Annotated in this window: 29 protein-coding genes; 8 read left to right on the forward strand and 21 right to left on the reverse strand. The window is 61.6% G+C overall.

Translation table 11 applies throughout. From position 1 onward, the window contains the following. Positions 1-83: 83 nt before the first annotated feature. The 5 genes from NMB38_RS08935 to ribBA form a co-directional block, all read right to left on the reverse strand. Positions 84-1,232 (reverse strand): ABC transporter ATP-binding protein, encoded by a 1,149-nt coding sequence (locus tag NMB38_RS08935; RefSeq protein ID WP_027914684.1) that lies wholly within the window; start codon positions 1,230-1,232, stop codon positions 84-86. A gap of 18 nt (positions 1,233-1,250) precedes the next feature. Beyond that, positions 1,251-2,060 carry an ABC transporter permease gene (locus tag NMB38_RS08940; RefSeq protein ID WP_023536057.1) on the reverse strand — a complete coding sequence of 270 codons (810 nt, stop codon included), beginning with the start codon at positions 2,058-2,060 and terminating at the stop codon, positions 1,251-1,253. A gap of 5 nt (positions 2,061-2,065) precedes the next feature. Next, entirely contained in the window at positions 2,066-2,983 is a 918-nt protein-coding gene (locus tag NMB38_RS08945; RefSeq protein WP_281211700.1) for an ABC transporter permease, read from the reverse strand. Further along, positions 2,980-4,005: an ABC transporter substrate-binding protein gene (locus NMB38_RS08950; RefSeq protein ID WP_027914686.1), complete on the reverse strand. Its 1,026-nt coding sequence runs from the start codon at positions 4,003-4,005 to the stop codon at positions 2,980-2,982. Before NMB38_RS08950 ends, NMB38_RS08945 begins: the two co-directional genes overlap by 4 nt. A gap of 186 nt (positions 4,006-4,191) precedes the next feature. Further along, positions 4,192-5,310, reverse strand: a complete 1,119-nt coding sequence (gene ribBA, locus NMB38_RS08955) for a bifunctional 3,4-dihydroxy-2-butanone-4-phosphate synthase/GTP cyclohydrolase II (protein ID WP_281211701.1) — start codon at positions 5,308-5,310, stop codon at positions 4,192-4,194. A 76-nt stretch (positions 5,311-5,386) separates the two neighbouring features. On the opposite strand from ribBA, the gene NMB38_RS08960 reads away from it, so the two are divergent. The 5 genes from NMB38_RS08960 to NMB38_RS08980 all read left to right on the forward strand — a co-directional run bounded on the left by NMB38_RS08960 (position 5,387) and on the right by NMB38_RS08980 (position 8,385). After that, on the forward strand, positions 5,387-5,680 hold the full coding sequence (locus NMB38_RS08960; RefSeq protein WP_281211702.1) for a DUF1330 domain-containing protein: 294 nt from the start codon (positions 5,387-5,389) through the stop codon (positions 5,678-5,680). A 48-nt stretch (positions 5,681-5,728) separates the two neighbouring features. Then, on the forward strand, positions 5,729-6,130 hold the full coding sequence (locus tag NMB38_RS08965; protein ID WP_345956811.1) for a hypothetical protein: 402 nt from the start codon (positions 5,729-5,731) through the stop codon (positions 6,128-6,130). A gap of 134 nt (positions 6,131-6,264) precedes the next feature. Continuing rightward, on the forward strand, positions 6,265-6,486 hold the full coding sequence (locus NMB38_RS08970; protein ID WP_028686977.1) for an MbtH family protein: 222 nt from the start codon (positions 6,265-6,267) through the stop codon (positions 6,484-6,486). Beyond that, positions 6,483-7,202: a thioesterase II family protein gene (locus NMB38_RS08975; protein ID WP_104926081.1), complete on the forward strand. Its 720-nt coding sequence runs from the start codon at positions 6,483-6,485 to the stop codon at positions 7,200-7,202. Before NMB38_RS08970 ends, NMB38_RS08975 begins: the two co-directional genes overlap by 4 nt. Positions 7,203-7,314: 112 nt before the next feature. Beyond that, positions 7,315-8,385, forward strand: a complete 1,071-nt coding sequence (locus tag NMB38_RS08980) for a DUF1615 domain-containing protein (protein WP_286751245.1) — start codon at positions 7,315-7,317, stop codon at positions 8,383-8,385. Positions 8,386-8,448: 63 nt separating this feature from the next. On the opposite strand, the gene NMB38_RS08985 is transcribed toward NMB38_RS08980, so the two are convergent. From NMB38_RS08985 to NMB38_RS09025, 9 genes are all read right to left on the reverse strand, one after another. Continuing rightward, positions 8,449-9,312 (reverse strand): metal ABC transporter solute-binding protein, Zn/Mn family, encoded by an 864-nt coding sequence (locus tag NMB38_RS08985; RefSeq protein WP_028686980.1) that lies wholly within the window; start codon positions 9,310-9,312, stop codon positions 8,449-8,451. Next, positions 9,309-10,208, reverse strand: a complete 900-nt coding sequence (locus tag NMB38_RS08990; protein WP_027914694.1) for a metal ABC transporter permease — start codon at positions 10,206-10,208, stop codon at positions 9,309-9,311. The genes NMB38_RS08985 and NMB38_RS08990 overlap by 4 nt, the downstream gene beginning before the upstream one ends. After that, on the reverse strand, positions 10,208-10,954 hold the full coding sequence (locus NMB38_RS08995) for a metal ABC transporter ATP-binding protein (protein ID WP_027914695.1): 747 nt from the start codon (positions 10,952-10,954) through the stop codon (positions 10,208-10,210). The genes NMB38_RS08990 and NMB38_RS08995 overlap by 1 nt, the downstream gene beginning before the upstream one ends. After that, positions 10,951-11,853, reverse strand: coding sequence for a metal ABC transporter substrate-binding protein (locus NMB38_RS09000; protein WP_027914696.1), 903 nt, complete (start codon positions 11,851-11,853; stop codon positions 10,951-10,953). The genes NMB38_RS08995 and NMB38_RS09000 overlap by 4 nt, the downstream gene beginning before the upstream one ends. Positions 11,854-11,870: 17 nt before the next feature. Next, the gene (locus NMB38_RS09005; RefSeq protein WP_027914697.1) at positions 11,871-12,440 is read right to left on the reverse strand and encodes a DUF6162 family protein; all 570 of its coding nucleotides are present in this window, start codon (positions 12,438-12,440) and stop codon (positions 11,871-11,873) included. Then, positions 12,437-12,757 (reverse strand): hypothetical protein, encoded by a 321-nt coding sequence (locus NMB38_RS09010; protein WP_027914698.1) that lies wholly within the window; start codon positions 12,755-12,757, stop codon positions 12,437-12,439. Before NMB38_RS09010 ends, NMB38_RS09005 begins: the two co-directional genes overlap by 4 nt. Further along, the gene (locus tag NMB38_RS09015; RefSeq protein WP_027914699.1) at positions 12,754-13,293 is read right to left on the reverse strand and encodes a PA2404 family protein; all 540 of its coding nucleotides are present in this window, start codon (positions 13,291-13,293) and stop codon (positions 12,754-12,756) included. The genes NMB38_RS09010 and NMB38_RS09015 overlap by 4 nt, the downstream gene beginning before the upstream one ends. Beyond that, a complete protein-coding gene (locus NMB38_RS09020; protein ID WP_027914700.1) occupies positions 13,290-14,483 on the reverse strand; it encodes a PepSY-associated TM helix domain-containing protein in 1,194 nt (397 codons plus the stop codon). The genes NMB38_RS09015 and NMB38_RS09020 overlap by 4 nt, the downstream gene beginning before the upstream one ends. Before the next feature lie 167 nt (positions 14,484-14,650). Continuing rightward, the gene (locus NMB38_RS09025; RefSeq protein WP_254286747.1) at positions 14,651-15,985 is read right to left on the reverse strand and encodes a lysine N(6)-hydroxylase/L-ornithine N(5)-oxygenase family protein; all 1,335 of its coding nucleotides are present in this window, start codon (positions 15,983-15,985) and stop codon (positions 14,651-14,653) included. A gap of 165 nt (positions 15,986-16,150) precedes the next feature. Between NMB38_RS09025 and NMB38_RS09030 the strand changes: the two genes are divergently transcribed. Then, positions 16,151-16,597 (forward strand): hypothetical protein, encoded by a 447-nt coding sequence (locus NMB38_RS09030; protein ID WP_027914702.1) that lies wholly within the window; start codon positions 16,151-16,153, stop codon positions 16,595-16,597. A gap of 24 nt (positions 16,598-16,621) precedes the next feature. On the opposite strand, the gene pbpG is transcribed toward NMB38_RS09030, so the two are convergent. After that, a complete protein-coding gene (gene pbpG / locus NMB38_RS09035; protein WP_110606797.1) occupies positions 16,622-17,551 on the reverse strand; it encodes a D-alanyl-D-alanine endopeptidase in 930 nt (309 codons plus the stop codon). A gap of 282 nt (positions 17,552-17,833) precedes the next feature. Between pbpG and NMB38_RS09040 the strand changes: the two genes are divergently transcribed. Next, complete coding sequence (locus NMB38_RS09040) at positions 17,834-18,022, forward strand: hypothetical protein (RefSeq protein ID WP_132578763.1); 189 nt, start codon at positions 17,834-17,836, stop codon at positions 18,020-18,022. A 72-nt stretch (positions 18,023-18,094) separates the two neighbouring features. Here NMB38_RS09040 and NMB38_RS09045 read toward each other — a convergent pair whose 3' ends face one another. The 4 genes from NMB38_RS09045 to NMB38_RS09060 form a co-directional block, all read right to left on the reverse strand. Beyond that, positions 18,095-18,973, reverse strand: a complete 879-nt coding sequence (locus NMB38_RS09045) for a DMT family transporter (RefSeq protein ID WP_132578764.1) — start codon at positions 18,971-18,973, stop codon at positions 18,095-18,097. Positions 18,974-19,101: 128 nt separating this feature from the next. Then, positions 19,102-19,419, reverse strand: a complete 318-nt coding sequence (locus tag NMB38_RS09050; protein WP_230396028.1) for a DNA-binding transcriptional response regulator — start codon at positions 19,417-19,419, stop codon at positions 19,102-19,104. 226 nt (positions 19,420-19,645) lie between these two features. After that, positions 19,646-20,443, reverse strand: a complete 798-nt coding sequence (locus NMB38_RS09055) for a sensor histidine kinase (RefSeq protein WP_230396029.1) — start codon at positions 20,441-20,443, stop codon at positions 19,646-19,648. A gap of 406 nt (positions 20,444-20,849) precedes the next feature. Further along, positions 20,850-21,032: a hypothetical protein gene (locus NMB38_RS09060; protein WP_027914707.1), complete on the reverse strand. Its 183-nt coding sequence runs from the start codon at positions 21,030-21,032 to the stop codon at positions 20,850-20,852. Positions 21,033-21,248: 216 nt separating this feature from the next. Here NMB38_RS09060 and NMB38_RS09065 point away from each other — a divergent pair, with 216 nt between their 5' ends. Next, a complete protein-coding gene (locus NMB38_RS09065) occupies positions 21,249-22,070 on the forward strand; it encodes a shikimate 5-dehydrogenase (protein ID WP_132578767.1) in 822 nt (273 codons plus the stop codon). 60 nt (positions 22,071-22,130) lie between these two features. Here NMB38_RS09065 and NMB38_RS09070 read toward each other — a convergent pair whose 3' ends face one another. Together NMB38_RS09070 and gloA are read right to left on the reverse strand one after the other, a co-directional pair. After that, positions 22,131-22,373 carry a hypothetical protein gene (locus tag NMB38_RS09070; protein WP_027914709.1) on the reverse strand — a complete coding sequence of 81 codons (243 nt, stop codon included), beginning with the start codon at positions 22,371-22,373 and terminating at the stop codon, positions 22,131-22,133. Between the two features lie 93 nt (positions 22,374-22,466). Further along, positions 22,467-22,994 carry a lactoylglutathione lyase gene (gloA, locus tag NMB38_RS09075; RefSeq protein WP_028686986.1) on the reverse strand — a complete coding sequence of 176 codons (528 nt, stop codon included), beginning with the start codon at positions 22,992-22,994 and terminating at the stop codon, positions 22,467-22,469. Positions 22,995-23,010 lie beyond the last annotated feature (16 nt).

Consider the following 23,010-nt stretch of genomic DNA (forward strand, 5'->3'; position numbering starts at 1 on the left):
GACAGTGGCGTGATAGTGTGATGACAAGGCGGCCGTGCGCAGGCATTAGCGCACGGCCTGATACGTGGCGTCAGCTCCTCGGCTCAGTGAGCGCCGGCCGATTTGCTCAGGTCACTTTCTGCCCATTGGGTATAGATACACGCATCGGCCACGGCCCAGCGTACCTTGACGGTGTCGCCTGGCTGCATCGGCATGCCTGCCGCCGAAAGCGCCTTGACCGTCAACGATGTACCGCCTGCTGTGACCACATGACAGGTTTGGCTTTCACCCAGGAACAACACCTCGCCGACCGTGGCGCTGACTTCATTCCAGCCCGCAGGCAGAGGTTGCTCGGCAGCTTGCTGAGCAGTCAGGGCCAGGGCCTTCTCGGGTCGCACCATGATCAGGGCATCCTGGTCCTGGCTCAGGCCTGGGGTCAGGCGGATGGCCACGCTCTGGCCTTCGAAGCTACCGGCGCCGTTGCCATTGGCCTTGATCCGCAGGAAGTTGGAGTTGCCCAGGAACGAGGCGACAAACGCGTTGGGCGGGTTCTGATACAAGTCGTAGCCACTGCCAAGGCCCACGATTTTGCCATGGCTGAAGATCGCGATGCGCTGGGACAGGCGCATGGCCTCTTCCTGGTCATGGGTGACGTAGACGATGGTAATGCCAAGACGCCGGTGCAGTTGGCGTAATTCGTCCTGCAGGTCTTCACGCAGCTTCTTGTCCAGGGCACCCAGCGGCTCGTCCATCAGCAGGATGCGCGGCTCGTAGACCAGCGCCCTGGCGATGGCCACGCGTTGCTGTTGCCCGCCAGACATCTGCGAGGGCTTGCGGTGCGCGAAGGGCTCCAGTTGCACCAGCTTGAGCATGGCATCGACACGCTTGCGTGTTTCAGCCGCACCCAGCTTGCGAATGGCCAGGGGGAAGCCGATGTTGTCGCGCACGTTCAGGTGCGGAAACAGAGAATAGCGCTGGAACACCATGCCGATGTCGCGCTTGTGCGGCGGCACGTTGACCAGCGATTGGCCCTCCACGAGTATCTGGCCGCTGCTGGGCGTCTCGAAGCCAGCCAGCATCGAAAGGGTGGTGGACTTGCCGGAGCCGCTGGAACCCAGGAAGGTCAGAAATTCGCCTTCCTGAATGTCCAGGTCCAGGTTGTCCACGGCGGTGAAGTCGCCGTAATGCTTGTTCAGGCCGCGCAGGCTGACCAGGGCCTTGCCACGCGCGTTGTCTTGGATCACTGCACTCATGGGTTAATCTCCGCGCGCTCAGGCGTTGGTTTCGGCACGCCGGCGCAGGGCGGCGGCAAGGAACATCACAAGCAGCGACAGACCGATCAGCAAGGTCGATGCCACGGCGATTACCGGGCTGAGGTCCTGGCGCAGGGTGGTCCACATCTTTACCGGCAGTGTCTGCAGGTCGGGGCTGGCCATCATCACGCTCAGCACCACTTCGTCCCAGGACACCAGAAACGCGAACAACCCGCCGGCGATCATCCCAGGCCGGATGGCCGGGAAAGTCACCTTGAAGATGGCCTGCAGGCGCGAGGCGCCGCAGATGACGGCGGCGTCTTCGATTGACTGGTCGAACAGCTTCAGGGAATTGATGATGGAGATGATGGTGAAGGGCAGGGCGACGATCACGTGGCTCACCACGAAGGCGAACAAAGTCCCGGTGTAGCCCAGCTTGAGGAACAAGGCGTATACCGCCACGGCGATGATCACCAGGGGCACGATCATGGGCATGGTGAACAAACCGTACAGCAGTTCGCGCCCCGGGAAGCGCCCCCGTACCAGGGCAAAGGCCGTGGGCAGGCCCAGCAGCACTGCCGCAACGGTGGTGAGCACGGCGACCTTTAGGCTGGCCAGGGCCGCGTCCATCCACTCAGGGTTGGAGAAAAACTGCCCGTACCATTTGAACGTCCAGCCCGGCGGCGGAAACACCAGCCATTGGGATGAGCCGAACGACAGTAGCACGATGAAGACCACCGGCAGCAGCAGGAAGGCAGCAATCACGCCGGTGGTCAAGTACAGGCCGGTGCGAAGCGGCCGGCCCATGGCGTTGGGAGACAAGAGCATGTGGTTTACCTCGCAGTGCCAACCGGGGATTCCGGCTGCAGCTTCAGGTACAGGTAGAACAGCACCAGGGTGATGACCACCAGCAAGGCGGCTGCCGCGCTGGCCAGGCCCCAATTGAGGAACGACTGCACCTGCTGGATGATGAATTCAGGCAGCATCATGTTCTGCGCCCCGCCCAGTAGCGCCGGGGTGACGTAGTACCCCAGCGACATGACGAACACCATCAACGCCCCGGAGAACAGCCCCGACCGGCACAGCGGCAGAAACACTTTCCAGAAATTGGTCCACGGGCTGGCACCGCACACCGAGCCTGCCTGCAGCACCATCGGGTCGATGGCATGCATGGTTGCCTGCAGCGGCAGCACGATGAACGGGATCATGATGTAGCTCATGCCGATCACCACGCCTGTGAGGTTGTGCACCATCTCAAGTGGGCTATCGATGATGCCAATGGCCATCAGCATTTTGTTGATGACCCCCGAGCTTTGAAGCAGCACCAGCCAGGAGTAAGTGCGTGCGAGCAAGCTGGTCCACATCGACAGCAGTACGATGTTCAGCAGCCACCGGCCCCAGCCCTTGGGCACTAGCGTGATCGCCCAGGCCAGCGGAAAGCCCAGCAGTACGCTGATCAGCGTTACCAGCCCGGCCACCGAAAAGGTGTTGAACAACACCCGGGCATAGGCCGAGTTGGCGAACAGCTGTTCATAGTTGCCAAGGCCAGGCGTGGGCTCGAGCACGCCGCGCAGTAACAGGCCAACCAACGGTGCGAAGAAAAACAGGCCCAGGAACAGCAGGGCTGGCAGCAGGTTGCGGCTGCCCTTCCAGCGCTGGCTCAGGGAGGCGCGCCGTGACCCGGCCCCTGGAGCACCGGTGCCCGAAGGGGCACCTTGGGCGTTATGCAGGGCATTGATCGCGACTTTCATTTGACCAGCCACTCATTCCAGCGGGCGGCAATGGCCTGGCCGTTCTTGGCCCAGTAGGCAAAGTCCAGGGTAACCTGATCCTGCGCATAGGCAGTCGGCAGGTTCGGGGCCAGGTCCTTGTCCAGCTTGGCGAGGCTGTCGGTATTGACCGGGGCGTAGGCCGTCTTGTTTGCAAACTCGGCCTGGCCTTCGGCGCTGCTGGCATTGGCCAGGAACTTCATGGCCGCATCCTTGTTCTTCGCGCCTTTGGGCACGACCAGGAAATCGGCCATGACCAGGTTCTGTTTCCAGCTCACCCCTACAGGCGCGCCGTCTTGTTGCAGGGCGTAGACGCGGCCGTTCCAGAACTGGCCGAGGGAGGCTTCACCGGAGGCCAGCAGCTGTTGCGACTGCGCACCGCCGCCCCACCAGACGATGTCCTGCTTGATGGTGTCGAGCTTCTTGAAGGCGCGATCCAGGTCCAGCGGGTAGAGCTTGTCCGGTGCTACGCCATCGGCCAGCAGCGCCAGTTCCAGCACACCTGGGCTTGGCCATTTGTAGAGGGCGCGCTTGCCGGGGTAGGTCTTGGTGTCGAACAGCGCGGTCCAGTCGGTTGGCTTGCTGGCACCGAGCTTGCCTTCGTTGTAGCCGAGCACGAAGGAGAAGAAGAACGAACCCACGCCATGATCGGAAACGAAGCGCGGGTCAATCTTGTCGCGCTGGATCTGGGAAAAGTCCAGAGGTTCGAGCAGGCCTTCGCTGGCAGCACGCAGGGCAAAGTCAGCCTCGACGTCGACCACGTCCCACTGCACGTTGCCGCTTTCGACCATGGCCTTGAGCTTGCCGTAGTCGGTCGGGCCGTCTTGCACCACCTTGATGCCGGTAGCCTTGCTGAATGGGGCTGCCCACGCTTGTTTCTGAGCATCCTGGGTCGTTCCGCCCCAGCTTACGAAATTCAGGCTCTCAGCCGCCTGAGTGGCCTGGCAGGCCAATGTCAGGAGGCTGGCCGACAGCACTGCGGTTACACGTTTGCTCAACAGCATGATTACGCCCTCGTTGCTTTTTGTTATTCGAGGCAGGGCTTGTGGTGCGCCCGCCAACAGTATTCAGGGAGCAGCGGTAGACAAATTCAAGGTCTACGGAATGTCATATTATGGTATTCCAAACTTTTCGCAAGTAGCAGCAGGCTACCGGCCATCATTTGGTCGATGGCCATGCAGGCTGCGCGATCAGCCAGCCATTGGCTCGAACGGTACGCTCTGCACCACTTCCAGCTCGTAGCCCGCCAAGCCTGCATACTTCAAGGGCGGACCCAAATGACGAAGCTTGCCCACGCCCAAGTCTTGAAGTATCTGCGCACCAGTGCCGACCTCCGAATACACCTTCGAGTGCCCGCGCCGGTAGGGGCGCTGGGGTTGGGTCAATTGCGGCACACGTTCGAGCAGCGCCTGGGAGGACTCATGGTTGGCCAGGATCACGACCACGCCTGCGCCTTCCTCAGCCACTTTCTGCAGTGCCGCCCACAACGTCCAGTTGGCCGGGCCCGCCCACTCGGCGCCGACCAGGTCGCGCAGCGGATCGATCACGTGCACCCTCACCAGCGTAGGCGTCTCACGGCGCAGTTGGCCCATGACCATGGCCATGTGCACGCCGCCGTCGATACGGTCCTCATAGGTGACCAGGCGGAAGGTGCCATGCACCGTGGGCAGCTCACGCTCCCCGATGCGCTTGACGGTCTGCTCGGTGCTCAGCCGGTAGTGGATGAGGTCGGCAATGGTGCCGATCTTGATGCCGTGGCGGGCCGCGAAGGCTTCAAGCTCGGGCCGACGGGCCATGGTGCCGTCGTCGTTGAGCACCTCGACGATGACCGACGCCGGGCTCAAGCCTGCCAGGCGGGCCAGGTCACAGCCGGCCTCGGTGTGCCCTGCGCGGGTGAGAACACCGCCTTCGCGGGCGCGCAACGGGAAAATATGCCCAGGCTGCACCAGGTCTTCCGGGCGCGCATCGGCGGCCATGGCAGCTGCCACGGTGCGTGCGCGATCGGCGGCGGAGATGCCCGTGGTGACGCCGGTCGCGGCCTCGATCGAGACGGTGAAGGCGGTGCTGAACATGCTGCCATTGGCCGGAACCATCTGTTCCAGGCCCAGGCGCTGGCAGTGCTCATCCGTCAGCGTCAGGCAGATCAGGCCACGGGCTTGCTTGGCCATGAAGTTGATGGCCTGTGCGTCGCAGTATTCGGCGGCGATCAGCAGGTCGCCTTCGTTCTCACGATCTTCGTCGTCCACCAACAAGACCATCTTGCCTTGCCGATAATCCTGGAGAATTTCATCGATGCTGTTGAAAGGCATGTCGAGTGCTCGTGCTGAGAGTTATTGTTTATGGTATACCATCATACACAAAAGCCCCCACGCAGGAGACAAGCGGATGAAGGCCTATTGGATTGCCCATGTGGATGTGACCGACCCGGTTCAATACCAGCAGTACACTCAGCGTGCCCCGGCAGCCTTCCAGGCCTACGGTGGGCACTTTCTGGCCAGGGGAGGGCGCAGTGAGGCCTTGGAAGGGCGGCCTACGCCCCAACGCAGCGTGGTGATCGAGTTCGACTCCTATGACCAGGCCGTGGCCTGTTATCGATCCGACCTTTACCAGCAAGCCTGCGGCCTGCGCCAAGGTGCGGCATGCGCCGAGGTGATCATCGTCGAGGGCGTCGCGCCATGACACCACCGGGCGTAGCACGGGTGCCGCAATCCTGGCTATGCTTGGGCAATGACCAACTCTGTACCATTGCGCCAACCTTGTCCGCCCGGTGCGTGCATCTGCGGTCGCGATCAGATGGCCACCGAGTGCGAGCCTGCTCGGCGCATCCTGCTGCTGACCCGGCAGGAAGAAAAGCGCCTGCTCGAACGCCTGGAGAACCTTCAGGACATCGAGGATCTCTATCGCCTGCAACGTCGGCTATATGACAACCTGGGCATCCGGCTGCATATCGCACCGGGCCATCATGAAGTGCGCACCATGCGCGGGATCGTCATCGAGCTGGACGATCAGCCTGGGTTGTGCCGCAAGACGCGCCAGGCCATACCGGCGGCCATACGCAAGGGGCTCGAACGAAATCCGCAGGTTGCCTTCCGCCTGCTCGACACCCACGACCTGTTGCGCGATACCTGACCGAACCGGCCCCACATCCACAGGCCGGCCCGGCATCGCCCGGTCGCCTAATTTTTTCCACTCCCTGCACGTCTACTTGAGAGTTCCCCTGCGCCGCGCGCGCAGTGGCAATCCCACTCAAGGAGGCAGGCAACATGACTTCAGTTTTCGACCGTGAAGACATCCAGTTCCAGGTCGTGGTCAACCACGAAGAACAGTATTCGATCTGGCCGGAATACAAGGCGATCCCCGAGGGCTGGCGGGCGGTGGGCAAAGCAGGGCTGAAAAAGGACTGCCTGGCCTACATCGATGAGGTGTGGACCGACATGCGTCCGCTCAGCCTGCGTCAGAAAATGGCTGAAGCTGGCGCACAGTGACGGTGATCAATCTCCTGTGCCTGCCGTATTCGGGGGCCAGTGCGATGGTGTACAGCCGGTGGCGCCGCGCGCTACCGGCGTGGTTGCAGGTTAGGCCAGTGGAATTGCCAGGCCGCGGCGCACGCATGGCCGAGGCGTTGCACACAGACATGCAGGCGCTGGCCCGACAGCTGGCCCAGGAGCAGCGCCTGGCGACCAGTACGCCTTATGCCTTGCTCGGCCACAGCCTGGGCGCGCTGCTGGCCTTCGAACTGGCCCATGAACTGCAGGCCCTTGGTTGCCAGCCACCGCTGGCGCTGTTCGCCTGCGGCACTGCTGCGCCTACCCGCCGGGAAGACTATGACGGCAGGCGCTGGCGCGAGCCGAAGTCCGACACTGAGCTGATCGATGAATTGCGTGAGCTGCAAGGCACGCCAGAGCAGGTGCTTGCCAATGATGAACTGATGAGCCTGACACTGCCGATCCTGCGCGCTGACTTTCTGCTGTGCGGGACCTACGCGTATCGCCAGCGGCCCGCGCTTCGCTGCCCGTTGCACGTACTGGGTGGCCAAGATGATCGGGCCAGCGACGAGCAGCTACGGGCCTGGCAGCACGAAACCCAGGGCTCGTTTTCGCTGCAGGTGTTCCCTGGCGGTCACTTCTTCATCCATGACCACGAGTCAGGCGTCCTGGCGGCATTGACCAGGGCGTTGGAACCGCTGCGTCTGACGGGTTGATTGACGTCTCGCCCACGGTCGGCGAGGCTAGGGGCTTTGAACCCCCAGGACAGACCATGCTGATCAATCCCTCTGCGCGCCCGTTGGCAGGAGCCCACCTCTGAACGGGCGCATGCTGGCCGCAGCCGTTCTGGCCCTGGCCGTATTGCAAGGGTGTACGGGGCGCCGAGCGTCCGTACCCCAAGCCGACCCTGCGCAGGTGCACGCCGAGCTGATGCGGTTGTTGCCCGCCAAGGCTGGCGACCGGGCCGGCTGGGCCGCTGATATCCAGAAGGCGTTCCAGGCCCAAGGTATCGAGCCTTCAAAGCGAAACCTGTGCGCGGTACTGGCTGTGACCGAGCAGGAGTCCACCTTCAACGCCGACCCCCAGGTGCCCCAGTTGGGCCGTATCGCGCGCGAGGAAATCAATCGGCGGGCTGCCCGTGTGCATGTGCCCAGAATGCTGGTCGACGGCGCGCTGAAAACCCCGTCTGGCAATGGCAAGACCTACGCACAGCGCTTGCAGGCAGTGCGCACCGAGAAGCAATTGAGCGAACTGTATGATGAGGTGATCGCGCGGGTGCCATTGGGCCGTACCTTGCTGGGGGGGCTCAACCCGGTACATACCGGCGGCCCGATGCAGGTGAGCATCGATTTTGCCGAGAAACACGCGCAAGCCTATCCCTACGCACGCGAGGGTAGCGTGCGCCAGGAAGTGTTCACGCGCCGCGGTGGCCTGTATTTCGGGATTGCGCATCTATTGGGCTATCCCGCCAACTACGAGCGTCAGCTCTATCGGTTCGCTGACTTCAACGCTGGCTGGTACGCCAGCCGTAATGCGGCGTTTCAGGCGGCGCTCAGCCAGGTCACCGGGATAGATCTGGCGCTGGACGGTGACCTGATTGCGCCTGGGTCGATCATGCCCGGCACCACAGAAAGGGCAGCACGTCAGCTGGGTCGGCAGTTGGGCCTGCGCAACCCGCAGATTCGCAGTCAGCTGGAGCAGGGCACCGAACTGGATTTCGAAGAGACTCGGCTGTACCGGGAGGTGTTTGCCCTGGCCGATGCCAGGGCCGGCCGTGCATTGCCGCGGGCCGTGCTGCCGGGCATCGAGCTCAAGAGCCCGAAGATCACCCGCAAGCTGACCACTGCCTGGTTTGCCGATCGGGTGGATGGGCGCTATGAGCAGTGTATGAGTCGTTGAGTAAGTGCGGGTCTGCTCTTCTTATTCGGCCCTTATGCTCCACACAGGTACTGCGCTACCCCTTCAGCCTTGGCCTAATGCCTCGACGATCAGATCAACGCTGCTCTTCAAGCCTGCCAGCGTGTCGTCGGTATCGCTCTGCACGACAACCAGCTTCGCGCCGCTGTCTTTGATGACCTGCGCCACGGCGGCCTCTGGTTGCCGATGATCCAGGACCAGGGCCACGTCCTGGTTTTTGAGGTTGTCGGCCAAGGCTTTGAGCGCAGCGGCATCCCACTCGGTGGGCAGCGGCTGGTCCACCAGGTCCAGGTTCAATCCGCTGGCCAAGTAACCCAGCCGCTCCGAAAGGCTGACGGTTGTCAGGTTTTCCACCTTGGCCAGACGCGTCTGGCTATCGGCGGCCAGCGCCAACACTTGCTGCTTGAAGCCGGCAAGGTTGGTTTTTATGCGTGCCTTGTCCGCAGGTGACAGCCGCTCCAGATCATTGGCCACGACATCGGCCATGCGGCCCAGGTTGGTGGGGCTGAGCCATGGGTAGCCGGCGTAGGCATCAGCCCCCGTCACGGCGATGCCTGGCAATGCACCATCGACGGGGCGAGCGGCGTCGATTTCCACGATGCGGATATTGCTGCGCCGCGCCACCGGATAAAGCGGATCGTCTCGCCAGATCGAACGCACGCCGATCACAGCGTCAGCCTGCTGGGCCGCCTTGTGCAGGCTGGCTTCGCCACGACCACTGAAATATGACGGCTGGCGGCTGGCGGGCAAATTCGCCGGCGCAGCGCGTTTGAGCTCAACCGAAGTGCCTTCGAGCAAGGTGTTGGCCAGGCTGTGGGTCACCGGCAGGGTGGTCAGCACCTGGGTGGCCGAGGCCAGGGACGGCAGGCTGGTAAGGGCGACGGCCAGACACAGGCGTTTGAGGTTCATGCCGGGTTTCCTTGCAGACGTGGGACGAGCGCGCGGGCCAGGGCGGCCAGGGCGAAGCAGAGGCCAGCGACCAGAATGATCGCGGCGCCGGACGGTACAGGCAGGTCGAAGACAATGGGCAGCAGAATGCCGAACAGGGTGCTCAGGGTAGCGATGAACACCGAGATGAAGAAAAAGCCTTTCAATGACTGGCTGACCAGGCGCGCGGCAGCCGCGGGGATGACCAGTAACGCGCCCACCAGAATCGCACCGATTACTTTGACCGCGGCCACCGTGACCAAGGTCACCAGCACCACGAACAGGTAGTCCAGGGTTTTGACCGCCACCCCGCGTACAGCAGCCAGTTGCGGATTGAAGCTGGCCAGCATGATGCGGTTGTACAGCGGCAGCGCCAAGGCCAGCACCAGCACGGCGACGATTCCCAACACGACCAGGTCCTGACCGCTGACGGTCAACACCGAACCGAACAGCACGTTTTCCAGAATGTGCACGTTGATCCTGCCGGCCAGCATCAGCAGCAGGCTGGCGCCCAGCGCCAATGACACCGACAGGAACACGCCAATCAGCGTGTCGGGCGACAAGCCGGTGCGGTTGCGCAGGAAATTCAGCAGGATGCCGAACAGCAGGCAATAGCCGAACAGGCTGCCGTAAGGCCCGGTATAGGGTTCGCCCAACAGGATGCCGATGGCCACGCCAGTCAGCGCCGCATGGCCGACCGCTTCGGAGAAGAAGGCAAAGCGCTTGACCACCACCAATGTACCAAGGCCACCGAGCACCGGCCCGATCATCAACCCTGCCAGCAGCGCATTGACGACGAAGCCGTAGGCCAGCGCCTCGGGCAAGTAGCCTTGAACGGCCCACTGCTGCACCAGTTCACGGAAGGATTCGAAACTCATCAGGCAAGGCTCTCGCTGCGCGGATGGACGGAGAACAGCCCGAGCAGACGCTCAGGGGTGAGAGCCTGGGCAGGCGGTGCATCGAACAGCACGCGGCGGCTCAGGCCGGTTACCCGGTCAGCCAGCCGCAGCACGGCTTCAAGGTCATGCTCGATCCACAAGACAGTGGTGCCGGAGCGACGCCAGCTGGCCAGCAAGTGCTCGAACACACGAATACCCGCTTCGTCCAGTGCCGACATGGGTTCGTCCAGTACTAGTAGTTGCGGTTCGGGAATCAGCCCTTGCGCCAGTAGCACCCGCTGACGCTCACCGCCCGACAGTGCCCCCATGCGCCGCTTGCGCTTGTCGAGCATGCCGACGTGGGTCAGGGCCGCCTCGATGGCCGGCTGGACACGCTTGGACAACCCTAGGAAGGCGGGCTGGCGCTGGCACATGGCAGCCATGAAGTCGTCCACGGTCATGGGCAAGCCGCGGTCGAACTCCAGCGCCTGAGGCACGTAGCCGATCACCTCCCGCTCGCTGGGCCAGTGCATGGCCAATCGGCCCTGATGAGGCATCTGCCCCAGCAGTGTCTTGATCAGCGAGCTCTTGCCGCCCCCATTGGGTCCGACGATGGCATGCACCGAGCCGGCCGCGACGCTGAAACTGACCTGTTCGAGAATGCGCGTACGGCCCAGTTCGAGGTTGACCGCCTCGAACTCGATGCGAGGTCCACAAACCGGCAGCACCTGAGTGGCGGCGGTCATGCGCGGTTCTCCTCGATGGCGCGCACCACTGTGTCGAGGTTGCGCTTCATTTCGACCTCATACTTGTCCTTGGTGTATTCGCCGTAGGAAATATGCGTCAACGGGTACAAGCGCACGCCGGATTCACGCTGGATCGTTTCCACATAGGCCGAGGGGAAGTCCATTTCCGAGAAGATGACGCGCACATCCAGCGCTTTGAGTTGGTCGATGGTTTTCTTCAGCTGAGCGGGACTGGGCTCGATGCCGTGGGCAGGCTCCACCACGGCGGTGACTTCCAGGCCAAAATCACGCACCAGATAATCGTAGGCAGCGTGGATCGTGGCCACCCGGAAGGTGGCACCAGGCGCTTGGCTCACCTTGGCCAAGGCCTCTGCACGCAGGGCACGCAGACGCTTGGCATAGGCCCGCGCATTTTGCGTGTAGAGTTTCGCGTTTTCCGGGTCCAGCTTGCCCAGCTCCCGGGCAATGTTATTGACCTGCGCAATGGTGGTGCTGATGGACAGGAATGTATGCGGATTGACGACCTTACCAGCGCCGCGTGCGGCAATGCCGGTTGCCGCGAGCAGAGGCACGTTCTGGTTCGATTCGATGGTGGCGATGTTCGGTTTTTCGCTGGCCGCGATCATGCGGTCGGCGAAGTCGTCATGACCGACGCCGTTGAGCACGACCACATCGAGCGTGCCGATGCGCTTGATGTCCTCGGCGCGAGGCTCGTAGGCATGCGGGTTGAAGCCAGCCGGAATCAACGGCACCACCTCGGCTTTGTCGCCAACGATGTTGCTCACATAGCTGTAGTAAGGGTGCAGGGTGATGCCGATACGCAGCGGTTTGCCGGCGTCGGCCAGGGCAAAGGCGGGTAGGGCGCAGGCCAGGAGCAGGGCGAGGGCGGAGCGAAGCATGGAACATTCCTTTGGAGTCAGTGACGGTGTTCGCGGGTGACACCGGCGTCGTAGTGGCTGACGACCTGGCGCCAGCCGGCGACGATCAGGCTTGCCGGGGCAAGGTCATCGACCGATGAGCTGGGGCTGTCTCTAAGGAGCCAGACCTCGGCCTCGGCGCCAGCTTCGGCGGGCAGGATCATCAGCAGGTCGCCGGCGATTTCCGGCGCCTGGCTGCGGCCCAGGTAGGCGCCGTCGGCCAGCAACGACCAGTGGTGATCGCCACGGCCCTGGCTACCGGCATCAACGACGAAAGGCGGCAGACCCTCGGCCGCCAGTGTTTGCACGTCGGGCACGGCGCCCTCTTCCTCGCGAAGGTACTGGATTTCGTCGAAGGCCACCCGCAGGTCGGTGTAGAGGCCTTGCTCAGCCGGCGTCAGGTCCCGCCGAGCGTCAATTTGATGGCTGGCGATCGGCTGATCGTCCACACGCTCCCCACGCACCAGCACGACGCTGGCTGCCAGGGCTACGATAAATGCACTGACCATCAGCACATACAACGTTTCATGCCCGGCGCCGGCCGGGCGAATCACCTGAACCCGGCTCATGGTTGCGAAATGTCGGCGTAGTCGACTTCGACCACATGGCCAGGGCCTGCGTCGAACAACACGTAGAATTCACCATCCGGGCGCTTGAAGGTGAGGGTGGAGTCATCCCCGAGCTTGCCGCCGACCAGCACCTGTTCGTCGTAGCCGATCACGTCCAGGGTTACACCAGGTGCACCGCTACCGTCAGAAAAGCCGCCAGTGCATTTGATCTGACTGCCTGGCACTTCCTCACATTCACACATGGGGTTGTGTGCCATGGCAGCCGTCGCGGTCAACAGCAGTGATGGGAGCATGAGCCTACGCATGAGGTGTTTCATTTGTTGCCTCCTTGTTTCTTGAGCCAGGCCACGGTGGCTGGCGATGCCTGGGCCAAGGGCACCGAGGCTTGATGCATGCTGCCGTCCCAGCCTTCAAGGGTGATCCACACTTGGGCATCTGGCCGAGTACGCGGCGCAATTGGAAGGGAGGTACCCATGTGGTAGGGGGCCCCGAAGAAAATGGTGCCGGCGGCGCGCAGGCTGCGCGGCTTGCCGATGCGCAGGTAGGTGGCTTTCACCTCTTGGGCGCAGCCTTTGCAGAGCGAGGCATTGAACACCTTGAAGTAGCCGGCCGGACCATCGGCCTGGGGCACTTCGTCACGCATTTCAGCCAGGTCCAGGCTGTAGGGCCCTACTTTGATATCACGTATCACGTTCGCGCCCAGCCCGGCTTCGCCGCGAAACAGCTTGGCGTCGGCAAAGTACTGGGGCATGAAGCCCAGCGGGATCAGGACCAGCAGAATGTTCAGGTGAAACCGCCACTTCAACCAGATCTGCTTCAATGGCCGTTGCTCAAGGGTGTGTGCCTGGCTCATGGTTGGGTCTCCAGGGTAGGCTCGCGCTGTGCGACGCGCGGGGCGCGCTCGCTGCGCTTGAGGGCGGCGGCGGTAGCCTGGGCGGTGCGCTTGGTCCAGATGAGCAGGCCGCTGAACACCATCAAGGTCAATACCAGGCCGAAGAAGAACCACACCAGTTTGATCGGCAGCCCGCCGAAGTCGCCGGTGTGCAGCGGACGCATGGATTCGGTGACGAACTCCAGGGGCGTGCGGTCGCTGATGCGGAACTGGCTGTCGACCTGGCGGGTGTAGGGGTTGACCGAGGCATTCTGGAACATCAACGGGTACCACCCCGGCCCCGAAAGGCTGATATGGCTGTACGCCGTGGCGGGCAATATCACGAAGCTGACCTCAAGGCCCGGTACCGCTTGCCCGGCAATGCGCACGGCTTCGTCCAGGTCGATGCGTGGTGCCGGGGTGCCGTCGGTGGTCTGCGGCACGTCCTCGCGTGCAATCACCGGCACGATGGGGCGTGTGGAAATCGTGACGTGGTTATCGCCCAGAATGGCCTGGATCAGGAACCAGGTACCGGTAATGGAAATGACAGCGATGAACCAGATGGACCAGACGCCGGCCAGGCGATGCACGTCCCCCCAGAAAATCCGCGAGCCGTGACCGGTGCGCACCGGCTTGAAGAACCCCCTCCAGAATTTCTTGTACACCACCAGCCCTGTGACCAGGGACGCCAGCATGGGCAGGCCCAGTAGTGAAACAAGGTACCAGCCCCAGCTGTAACCGTTGGTGAATGGCACCAGCCACCACCCATGCAAGGCGCGGGTGAAGGCTTCGAAGTCGAAGTCGGGCGTCTTGCCCTGGATGGCCCCGGTGTAGGGGTTTACATACAGCGTGGGGCTGGTGCCGTCGGGCAGGGTAACGTTGGCAATGACCGCGAAGTGCGAGCCGTCGGGCTGGCGAAGCATGTCCACGATCATCTCGGGCTCGGCCTTGTGCAGCGCATCGAGCACTTGCTGGAAACTCAGGCGATCCACGTCGGCATCGGGCTTGTTGGCGCGCACCGCAGGGTCGGCCAGCCATACGATTTCCTGGCTGACCACCGCGAGCATGCCGGTGAAACACACGATCAGGACAAAGAACCAGATCGGCAGCGCGAGCCAGCTGTGGACCAGGAACCAGAGCCTGGACTTGGATTTTTTCGGAGTTTTGGCCATCAGACGATCTTCACAATAAGGGGTCGAGCTTAAGCCCAACCCTGGAGAGCTGTATTGATAAGGACGAATGAGAATCGAAATTCCGTCGATTTAAATGCAAGGAAATGTTTCAGGCTGAGGAACCGGCCCCCTGCACCTGAAACGGGGGGCCGGTGGCGAAGCGTCTGTCAGGCGCGGGACAGGACCGCTTCTGGCAGTGGCAGGGTGCGCAACGATGGCAGGTCGTGATAGAGCGCACGGCCAATCTCGGCGGCCCGCGAGGGCAGAACCGACAGCAGCGTGTCGCTCAGACCATGGCTGTTCTCGCAGAAGCCTTGCAGGTACACCGACGCCTTGAGGTCGGGGCTGGTCAGTACGCGGTAGTTGCGATCGACGTTGAAGTCCTCCAGGTAGCCAGCCAGGGGGGCCAGCAAGTCGCGGTGCGAACGGCGCTCGTAGCCGGTGGCCAGGATGACGGCATCGTAGCGGTGGGTCTGTTGCTGGCCGGTGGCCAGGTCGCTGAGGGTCAACTCGATGCCTTCTGAGGTGCCCACCACCGCTTCTACCTGGCGCCGGCACAGCACGTTGTGGCGGAACTGATGGGCCACTTTTTGCCGATAGAGAATGGCGTAGATGCGCTCGATCAGGTTCAGGTCGACCACCGAGTAATTGGTGTTGTGGTATTCATCGAGCAACTTGCTGCGTTGATCGGCCGGTTCGTTGTAGACCAGGTCGGTGTAGTCGGGTGCGAAAATCTCGTTGACGAACGGGCTGTCGTCGGCTGGCTTGAGCGCCGAGGCGCGCAGGATCATGTCCACCTTCACCGACGGGTAGCTGTCGTTGAGATCGATGAACGCCTCGGCTGCGCTCTGGCCTGAGCCAATGACCGCGATGCGCATTGGTTTTCCGGCATTGCAGGGCAGCTGGCTGAGGCTGCTGAGGTAGCGGGAATGGTGGAACACGCGCGGGTCGTTCTTGAAGGCCGCGAACGTTTCCGGAATCTTCGGTGTTCCGCCGCTGCCCACCACGACCGAACGGGCCCTGCGGGTGTATTCCCGGCCTTCGGCATCACGGGACACCAGGCGCAGGTGCTCGACGCGGCCTTGGGTGATTTCAGGTTCGATACGCAGCACTTCTTCACCGTATACCGCCTGGGTCGCGAAATGTTCGGCAGCCCAGCGCAGGTAGTCGTTGTATTCCAGTCGGCAGGGATAGAAGGTGCCCAGGTTGATGAAGTCGGCCAGGCGCTGTTTCTGGTGCAGGTAGTTGACGAAGCTGTAGGGGCTGGTGGGGTTGCGCAGGGACACCAGGTCCTTGAGGAAGGAGATCTGCAACTCGCTCTGGGTGGCGAGGGTTTCACCGTGCCAGCGATAGTCCTGCTGCTTCTCGATAAATAGCGCGTCAAGGGCGCGCCCCTGGCTTTCGGCCAGCTCTTCGAGGGCGATTGCCAGCGCAAGGTTGGACGGGCCGAAGCCTACGCCGATCAGATCTTTGATGGTTTCCTGCTGTGTGGCTTGGGTCATGGCCGCGATTCCATAAGGTCGATGTGGACGCTCACCGGTGATCCGGCTACCGCGCTGGTACATCTTCTGGAACGAGCCAACCGACAGGGAATTTAGCAGGGCTCAAGACAAGCCCATTTGTGCCGATAAATGGGGCACGGACCGGTTTTGGAGCAAGGAATCATCATGGTCGCAATCAACTCGAGCAATCTGTTGATCAACGGCGTCTCAGCCCAGACGCTGAGCGTTGACGCTGCCGCCGAGCGTGAACGGCGTGTGCAGGCGGGCGAAGCGCCCGGCCCGTTGAGCATCACCAGTGACAGCCTCAACGCCACGGCTACGGGCCAGGCACAATCTGCCCAGAGCGACGACAGCGACGAGCCAGAGGCCGTCAAGCAGCTGCGCGAGTTGATCAAGACGTTGCAGAAACAGCTGGCAGAGGAGCAGAAACAACTTTCAGCGCTGATGAACAGCGACATGGAAGAGACCGCGAAGATGGCTGCCATCAGCACCAAGCAAAGCAGCATTGCCACGCTCAGCAGCCAGATCATCGCGGCCTCGGCACAGTTGCTCGAACTGTTGCAGCAAAGCGGTGGTGGCAGTGCCGGTGGCCTGGTCAGCACCCGTGCCTAGCCGGCGCTGACCAAACCGAGAGGGTCAATCGGCGGCCAACCGCGCTTTGTTGTGACGATCGGCCTTGTACTGCATGGCCACCGCTGGGGCTGGCTTGGCCGCGCCCGTCTCCAGCCACTGGCGCATACGGCTGGCATCGGCGAAGTGGGTGTACTTGCCGAATGCATCGAGAATGACCATGGCGACCGGACGGTTGTCCATGCGTGTCAACAGTACCAAGCAGTGTCCAGCCTCGTTGGTGAAGCCGGTCTTGGTCAGCTTGATGTCCCAGTTGCTCTTGTTCACCAGGTGATCAGTGTTGCGAAACCCGAGTGTGTAATTGGGTTTGCTGAACGCTACGGTTTTCTCACGGGTGGTCGACAACGTACTCAACATAGGGTACTTGCGCGACGCCATCAACAGCTTGGTCAGGTCGCGGGCAGTGGAGACGTTCTGAGTCGAAAGACCGGTGGGTTCGATGTAGCGGGTATGGCTCATGCCCAGGCTGCGTGCCTTGGCGTTCATCGCCTTGATGAAAGCCGGGTAACCGCCAGGGTAGTGGTTGGCCAGGGTGGTTGCGGCGCGGTTTTCCGAGGACATCAGGGTGATCAGCAACGTCTCGCGTCGGTTCAACTGGCTGCCGAGCCGAACCCTGGAGTAGACGCCTTTCATGTCCGGGTTGTTGGCAATGGTCATGGTCAGCATTTCGTCCATGGGCAGCTTGGCATCGAGCACGACCATGGCCGTCATCAGTTTGGTCACCGACGCAATGGGCAGCACGCGGTCAGGGTGACTGGCGTACAGCTCCTTGTTGGTGTTGAGGTCGATCAACAAGGCGCTGCCGGAGGCCAAGTGCAGCTTGGCGGGGTCACGTTGCAACTGGGCAGCGGGCTGTGCAGCGACAGCGCCGGTAATAGGGGTCAGGGTACCTGTGAGCAACAACACAAGGCTGAGGGTGGACAGGATCGTTTTCACGTTGAGGCTCACTAAAGAGGGCTATGTCGTTGGCATTGCGAGGGTTTTCCCCAAGCCGGCGCATTCTGGAGTATGGCTCAAGCCGTGTCGATTGCCTTATCACCAATGGGCGCAAGGTGAAGGAAATTTAATCCTGCGGGTACGGCTTCAGCGCGTTGAGTAGGCCAACTCCCCATCCTTTGGTCGTACCCTCTCACTGAACCGCTTGGGCTGATTTACTGATTCGAGGTGAACTCCGTGGGACTCGGCCCTGTCACCTTTGAACATACGGAGGATCCAGGCATGGTTGTGAAATTGAGAACGTATCGCGGAGATGACATACCGGAGTGGTACCAGCGTGACGATCTCGATGAACTCTACGAGGTCGAGGACCAGGAGGGGAGTGTGCAATTGCTCGAAGATGATGAAGATGCAGTGAAGCTCGTCGTAGACCTTACCTATGAAGATGAAACGGTCCCCAAGCCAGAGTGATGGGAAGCAAATGAAGCCTCGCAGCGGGCCCAGCCCCCACGGGCCTGCTGGCACTTTCGGATCGTAAAATACCTATGCCCTGCGCCAGGCACGCGAGGCGATGCGCGTCAGTCGCAGCTCGGTGATGGCCAACCCGACCAATATCAAGCCTGCGCCGGCCAGACGCTCGGCAGGCAAACGATCACCGGCAAGGAAGTAGCCGAACAGGCCGCCGAAAATTGGCTCGCATATGAGTATCAATGCAACCTTTTCCGGGGGCAACACCGCTTGGGCACGGTTCTGGATGGCGTAAGCCAAGGCTGTTGCCAGCAGCGCCAATACCAGGAGGATGGTGGTGACAGGTAGCGTGGTGGGTACGAAGAACTCGTTGTTCGACCAACTCCATATCAGCGACAGCACGCCGACGACGCTTAATTGAATCGAAGCCGATGCCAAAGCGAGCGCAGGCGTGGTGAACGTCGATACCATCACGATATGCAACGCGAAGCACACGGCACACCCCAGCACCAGCAAATCGCCGTAGTGCAGGGTAAATCCATCCAGGCTTAGCAGGCCGAGCCCGACTACCGCGATACCGGTTCCGACCCCTTGCTTCAGGCTGGGGCGACCCTTGCCCATGAGGTAGATCAGCACCGGCGTGAACACAGTACACAGGCCCGTGATGAAACCGGCATTGGAGGGCGTCGTCAGGGCAGTACCGGAGGTCTGCAGCGAAAAAGCCAAAAACAGCACGACCCCGGCCAAGCCAGCACTCAACCAAGTGCGTGGGCCCATCAGTCGAAACGAGCGAATCGAGAAGGGGAGCAGCGCCAATGCGGCCAGGCTGAACATCCACGCATTCAAGGTGGAGGCAGCCATGATGCTCAGCGTGTCGTGCTTGGCCACGAAGCTCCAACCCCATACCGCGGTGACAGCCAGAAGCGAAATCGACCAGAGGGTGTTTTTAGACATGACGAATCCTTGGGCAGGCATTTATACCGAATGCCTTGCCGAGAAATGTCTGTCAGCGGTACCTAAAAACGCAAAGATAAAGCGTTGCCTGCCCACTGGCAATTACCAGGTTGGTAGCGCCCTGCGGCCTAGCTGTCGGATGAGTGGTCCGTACCGGTGCACCCCACCAGCAGCATGATCATCGCCTCGATCGACCACGGCTTGGCAATGAATGCAGCGGTGGGTGGTAATGGCACGTCGAGCCTGCTGTGCCCGCCACTGGTCACGATCACAGGCAAGCGCGGCCATCTTTCGTAAGCCGTCCAGGCCAGATCCCAGCCATCGGAAAGCCCCGGTGTGCGCACGTCGGTCACCACCGCCGCCCAGGGCTGCTTATCGAGTTGGCGAATACCCTCTTCGGCGGTATCCACAGAGACGACCGTCGCGCCTGTATCTTCTATGATCATGGCCAAGAATTCCCGCAGGGCAGGCTCGTCCTCGACCACTAAGATCCGTTTTCCCTTCATGAGCGCAGACCATCGTTTCCATCATGTGCTTCCGAGGGCTAGGTCAGCAGCGCGTTGCTTCGAATGGATAGGCGGTGCAGTTTGTACAGCTATTGGCTTGAAACTCGACTGTTGTACAACAGTGGCATGCATGCCATCACCGGTTTCAGCTGCTCGTTCAGGCCGTTCAGCAGATGTGTTTGCCTAGCTTCTGGGTAAACGGGGCGGTGATCTGGCAACTGAATCCAGCCGGCTGGTAGTTGAACGTCACCTTGCCGTTGAACGCGTTGCGTAAGCTGCCTTGCATCATCAGAGTGCCATAGCCTCGCCTGGTGGGCGGCGCAACCACTGGGCCGCCGGATTCATGCCAGTTGAAGGTGAAATGAGGCGGTGAGTCCGTCTGCTCTTCAATCTGCCAACTGAAGGCCACAACGCCGCCGTATTGTGAAAAGGCTCCATATTTCACGGCGTTTGTCGCCAACTCGTGCAGGACCAACGCCAGTGCAGAAGCCGCCTCGGGCGCCAGGATTATGTACGGCCTGCTTTTGTCGTCGTGCATGTCCGTCACATAGGGGGCCAAGGTTTCAGTCACCAGGCTGTGCAAGCTGATAGGGGTCTTCGCGAGCGCCAGCGTGTGAGCCTTCTGCATCGTCACCAGGCGGTTTTGCAGAACACTGCGGAACTCGGTGATTTCTGGATGATGCTTCGCCGTCAGGATGTCAACAGCGCCAATGGTACTGAACAGGTTGCGCATACGATGATCAAGTTCGGTCACGAGTATCGCCGCCGCTTCCTGGGTACGGCTGTAGGCGCAGAGCTGCGCGCACAAACGCAAGGCGCTGGGCATCTGTGCGCGAAAAGCCTCGGTAATCGGGCGTTGTGGGTCGTAGATCAGGGCGATGGTGCCTTGTACGGCGCCGTCCTTGTCCGGGGCCGGAAACGACGTCAATGCTTTGAGCCCATGCTCACGAAACAGGCCCTTCACGCTGCTGCGAAACGTGGATCGGTAGCCACGTCAGGCACATCAATGGCCGCGCCGCTGAGAATGGCCAAACCGCATGAGCCGCGGTTTGTCGAAATGGGGTTGCCAGTGAGCTTGCTGCTGAATGCTTCAGGCAGGCTCGGAAAGACAGAGTGCCTGAAGGTTTTGCCTGGATGGTCCAGGATATTGATGCCGACGTGACTACCCGGCAGTTGCGCAGCCAGTGCCGTCATGAGCCAGGAAGCCTTGCAGGGAATGGCAACGACGTCTCCTTGGGTAAAGTGTCTCGGTGTTTTGAAACGGCAAGGTTACAGCGTTTCGCGGATGCGCGCAGCCTGGCGAGTGACAGGGCACTTAAAAAAAAGCCCGCACGATGGCGGGCAACAGGGAGCAGCACTAAATGTTCGTGTCAGGCGAGTAGGCTGAGGGGTTGCAGCTGTTCGATCAGGGCGCGCGCACTGGCCAGGCTCGGCATCGGCCCGCTGACCGGCTCGCCATTACTGACCAGGTACCAGCAAGCCAGCAGGCCCTGATTGCGCAAGGAGGCCGGTACTGCCGAGCCGATCACGGACATGATCTCGATAGTGGCCATCTACAGCCCTCCGCTAAGACATGGCGTTACTGTACCGACGCCTTGGGCGGGACTGAAATCAATGTGCTCAATAGTGCTTATCAGTTTTGCCTAATGTGCTGGCGTCATTGTGCATGGTCGATTCGTAGGGCGTTGCGAGCAGCCTCGAGTCGGTATGCGTGGGGCATCCGCTCTGCTAGGCTCAGTCACCGTCTGTACACCGCAAAAGGATCGTGTATGTCCCTTATACCCAGCCGGGATACCGTGCTGTGCATTTCCCTGGCAGGCCGTCCAGGGACCTTCGGTGTCCGCTTCCACAACCACCTCTATGAGCAGCTTGGCCTGGATTTCTATTACAAGGCCATGCGCACCGATGACTTGCCGGCTGCTGTAGCGGGCATCCGGGCGCTTGGCATTCGTGGTTGTGGTGTCTCGATGCCGTACAAGGAAGCGTGCATGGCGTTGGTCGATGAAATTGACCCCTCGGCTGCGGCAATCGACTCCGTCAACACCTTGGTCAATACCGAGGGCCACCTCAAAGCCTATAACACTGACTACCTGGCAGTCCGGCAGTTGCTGACGCAGCACAAGGTGGACCCGGCCACGGCGTTCGCCTTGCGCGGCAGCGGTGGCATGGCCAAGGCGGTGGCCAGTGCGTTGCGTGACGCAGGTTTTGGCGAAGGCATGATTGTCGCCCGTAACGAGCAGGCCGGGCGGGGACTGGCCGATGTGTGCGGCTACCGTTGGCTGCCCGAGCTTGGCGACCTTTGCCCGCCGATGCTGATCAACGTCACCCCGGTGGGCATGGCAGGTGGGCCGGAGGCGCAGCAGTTGGCGTTCAGCGAGATGGCAATTGCTGCGTCCGAGCGCGTATTCGATGTCGTGGCCATGCCCGCGCAAACACCGCTGATCAAGCTCGCAGAGCAGCTCGGCAAGCAGGTGATCACCGGGCTTGAAGTCATCGCACTGCAAGCGTTGGAGCAATTTGTCCTGTACACCGGGATCAGGCCAACGGCTGAACAGGTACAAGCTGCCGTGACCTACGCGCGTCAAGGCTGAGCCAGCTGCAGAGCCTGCGACATGCAGCGACCAGCAAGCAAAGCCGGGTCGCTGCAGCGATCAGCGCACCTGGGTTACTTGATCCAACTGCTTGTCAACCAGCGCACGGCCATACGCCAGCGACACATGCTGGGCATTGTCCAAGTCGCTGAAGAACTTCATGGGCATCGATAGCCGGCGGCTGACATGGCCGTCGGGCGCTGTGATCAGGCAGCCTGCCGCAAAGGGGAGCGGCGAGTCAGGATGAGGCATGACGCTGGCGGTGATGACGTGCTTGCGGTATTCACACTGGAGCGATTGCATGATCGGTACCTCGCTGTGGCAATGAAGCCTCTACTTCATATACCACAGCAAAGGGTATGCGGGCGGTCACCCGACAAGCGTGGCCTGTGAGCCTTAGGCTTTCACCTCGCCAGGCTGGATGACCTCGACCCAGTAACCATCCGGATCCTTGATGAAGGCCAGGTGGTTCATGCGTCCGTCTTGCAGGCGTTTCTGGAACGGCACGCCCAGGGCTTCGAAGCGGGCGCAGGCTTCACGTACGTCCGGCACCGAGACACAGATGTGGCCGAAGCCGCGTGGATCGGTATTGCCATCGTGGTAGGCGAAGTCGGCATCCTGTTCGGTGCCATGGTTGTGTGTGAGTTCGAGCACGCCCGGGATCGACTTCATCCACTGGTGGCGGGCATGGTCGTCCTCTGGGATCTGGGCAGGGTCGACCAGGGCCAGGAAGTACAGGCTGAAAGCAGCTTCCGGGAAATCACGCTTGTCCACCAGGCGGAAACCCAGTACGCGGGTATAGAAATCCAGCGACTTCTGGATGTCCTTGACCCGCAGCATGGTGTGGTTGAAGACGAATTGGGCAGTGGCAGCGTCAGGCTGTGCGGTGACGCCCGGAACGGTTTGCAGATCGTGCAAGCTCATGGAAACTCCTGAGACG

This window comes from Pseudomonas sp. FBCC-B35, from assembly GCF_059133755.1.

Bases quoted from the DNA above. Each gene is read 5' to 3' on its own strand.
- NMB38_RS09015 (WP_027914699.1), bottom strand. From the start codon at position 13,293: ATGAGCCAGGCACACACCCTTGAGCAACGGCCATTGAAGCAGATCTGG.
- NMB38_RS08985 (WP_028686980.1), bottom strand. From the start codon at position 9,312: ATGAACCTCAAACGCCTGTGTCTGGCCGTCGCCCTTACCAGCCTGCCG.
- NMB38_RS09045 (WP_132578764.1), bottom strand. From the start codon at position 18,973: ATGTCTAAAAACACCCTCTGGTCGATTTCGCTTCTGGCTGTCACCGCG.
- NMB38_RS09070 (WP_027914709.1), bottom strand. From the start codon at position 22,373: ATGCAATCGCTCCAGTGTGAATACCGCAAGCACGTCATCACCGCCAGC.
- NMB38_RS08945 (WP_281211700.1), bottom strand. From the start codon at position 2,983: ATGAAAGTCGCGATCAATGCCCTGCATAACGCCCAAGGTGCCCCTTCG.
- NMB38_RS08995 (WP_027914695.1), bottom strand. From the start codon at position 10,954: ATGACCGCCGCCACTCAGGTGCTGCCGGTTTGTGGACCTCGCATCGAG.
- NMB38_RS09025 (WP_254286747.1), bottom strand. From the start codon at position 15,985: ATGACCCAAGCCACACAGCAGGAAACCATCAAAGATCTGATCGGCGTA.
- NMB38_RS09060 (WP_027914707.1), bottom strand. From the start codon at position 21,032: ATGGCCACTATCGAGATCATGTCCGTGATCGGCTCGGCAGTACCGGCC.
- NMB38_RS08935 (WP_027914684.1), bottom strand. From the start codon at position 1,232: ATGAGTGCAGTGATCCAAGACAACGCGCGTGGCAAGGCCCTGGTCAGC.
- NMB38_RS09010 (WP_027914698.1), bottom strand. From the start codon at position 12,757: ATGAAACACCTCATGCGTAGGCTCATGCTCCCATCACTGCTGTTGACC.
- ribBA (WP_281211701.1), bottom strand. From the start codon at position 5,310: ATGCCTTTCAACAGCATCGATGAAATTCTCCAGGATTATCGGCAAGGC.
- NMB38_RS08990 (WP_027914694.1), bottom strand. From the start codon at position 10,208: ATGAGTTTCGAATCCTTCCGTGAACTGGTGCAGCAGTGGGCCGTTCAA.
- NMB38_RS09030 (WP_027914702.1), top strand. From the start codon at position 16,151: ATGGTCGCAATCAACTCGAGCAATCTGTTGATCAACGGCGTCTCAGCC.
- NMB38_RS09050 (WP_230396028.1), bottom strand. From the start codon at position 19,419: ATGATCATAGAAGATACAGGCGCGACGGTCGTCTCTGTGGATACCGCC.
- NMB38_RS09020 (WP_027914700.1), bottom strand. From the start codon at position 14,483: ATGGCCAAAACTCCGAAAAAATCCAAGTCCAGGCTCTGGTTCCTGGTC.
- NMB38_RS08970 (WP_028686977.1), top strand. From the start codon at position 6,265: ATGACTTCAGTTTTCGACCGTGAAGACATCCAGTTCCAGGTCGTGGTC.
- NMB38_RS09040 (WP_132578763.1), top strand. From the start codon at position 17,834: ATGGTTGTGAAATTGAGAACGTATCGCGGAGATGACATACCGGAGTGG.
- NMB38_RS08980 (WP_286751245.1), top strand. From the start codon at position 7,315: ATGCTGGCCGCAGCCGTTCTGGCCCTGGCCGTATTGCAAGGGTGTACG.
- NMB38_RS08965 (WP_345956811.1), top strand. From the start codon at position 5,729: ATGACCAACTCTGTACCATTGCGCCAACCTTGTCCGCCCGGTGCGTGC.
- NMB38_RS09000 (WP_027914696.1), bottom strand. From the start codon at position 11,853: ATGCTTCGCTCCGCCCTCGCCCTGCTCCTGGCCTGCGCCCTACCCGCC.
- NMB38_RS08940 (WP_023536057.1), bottom strand. From the start codon at position 2,060: ATGCTCTTGTCTCCCAACGCCATGGGCCGGCCGCTTCGCACCGGCCTG.
- gloA (WP_028686986.1), bottom strand. From the start codon at position 22,994: ATGAGCTTGCACGATCTGCAAACCGTTCCGGGCGTCACCGCACAGCCT.
- NMB38_RS09005 (WP_027914697.1), bottom strand. From the start codon at position 12,440: ATGAGCCGGGTTCAGGTGATTCGCCCGGCCGGCGCCGGGCATGAAACG.
- NMB38_RS08960 (WP_281211702.1), top strand. From the start codon at position 5,387: ATGAAGGCCTATTGGATTGCCCATGTGGATGTGACCGACCCGGTTCAA.
- NMB38_RS09065 (WP_132578767.1), top strand. From the start codon at position 21,249: ATGTCCCTTATACCCAGCCGGGATACCGTGCTGTGCATTTCCCTGGCA.
- NMB38_RS08950 (WP_027914686.1), bottom strand. From the start codon at position 4,005: ATGCTGTTGAGCAAACGTGTAACCGCAGTGCTGTCGGCCAGCCTCCTG.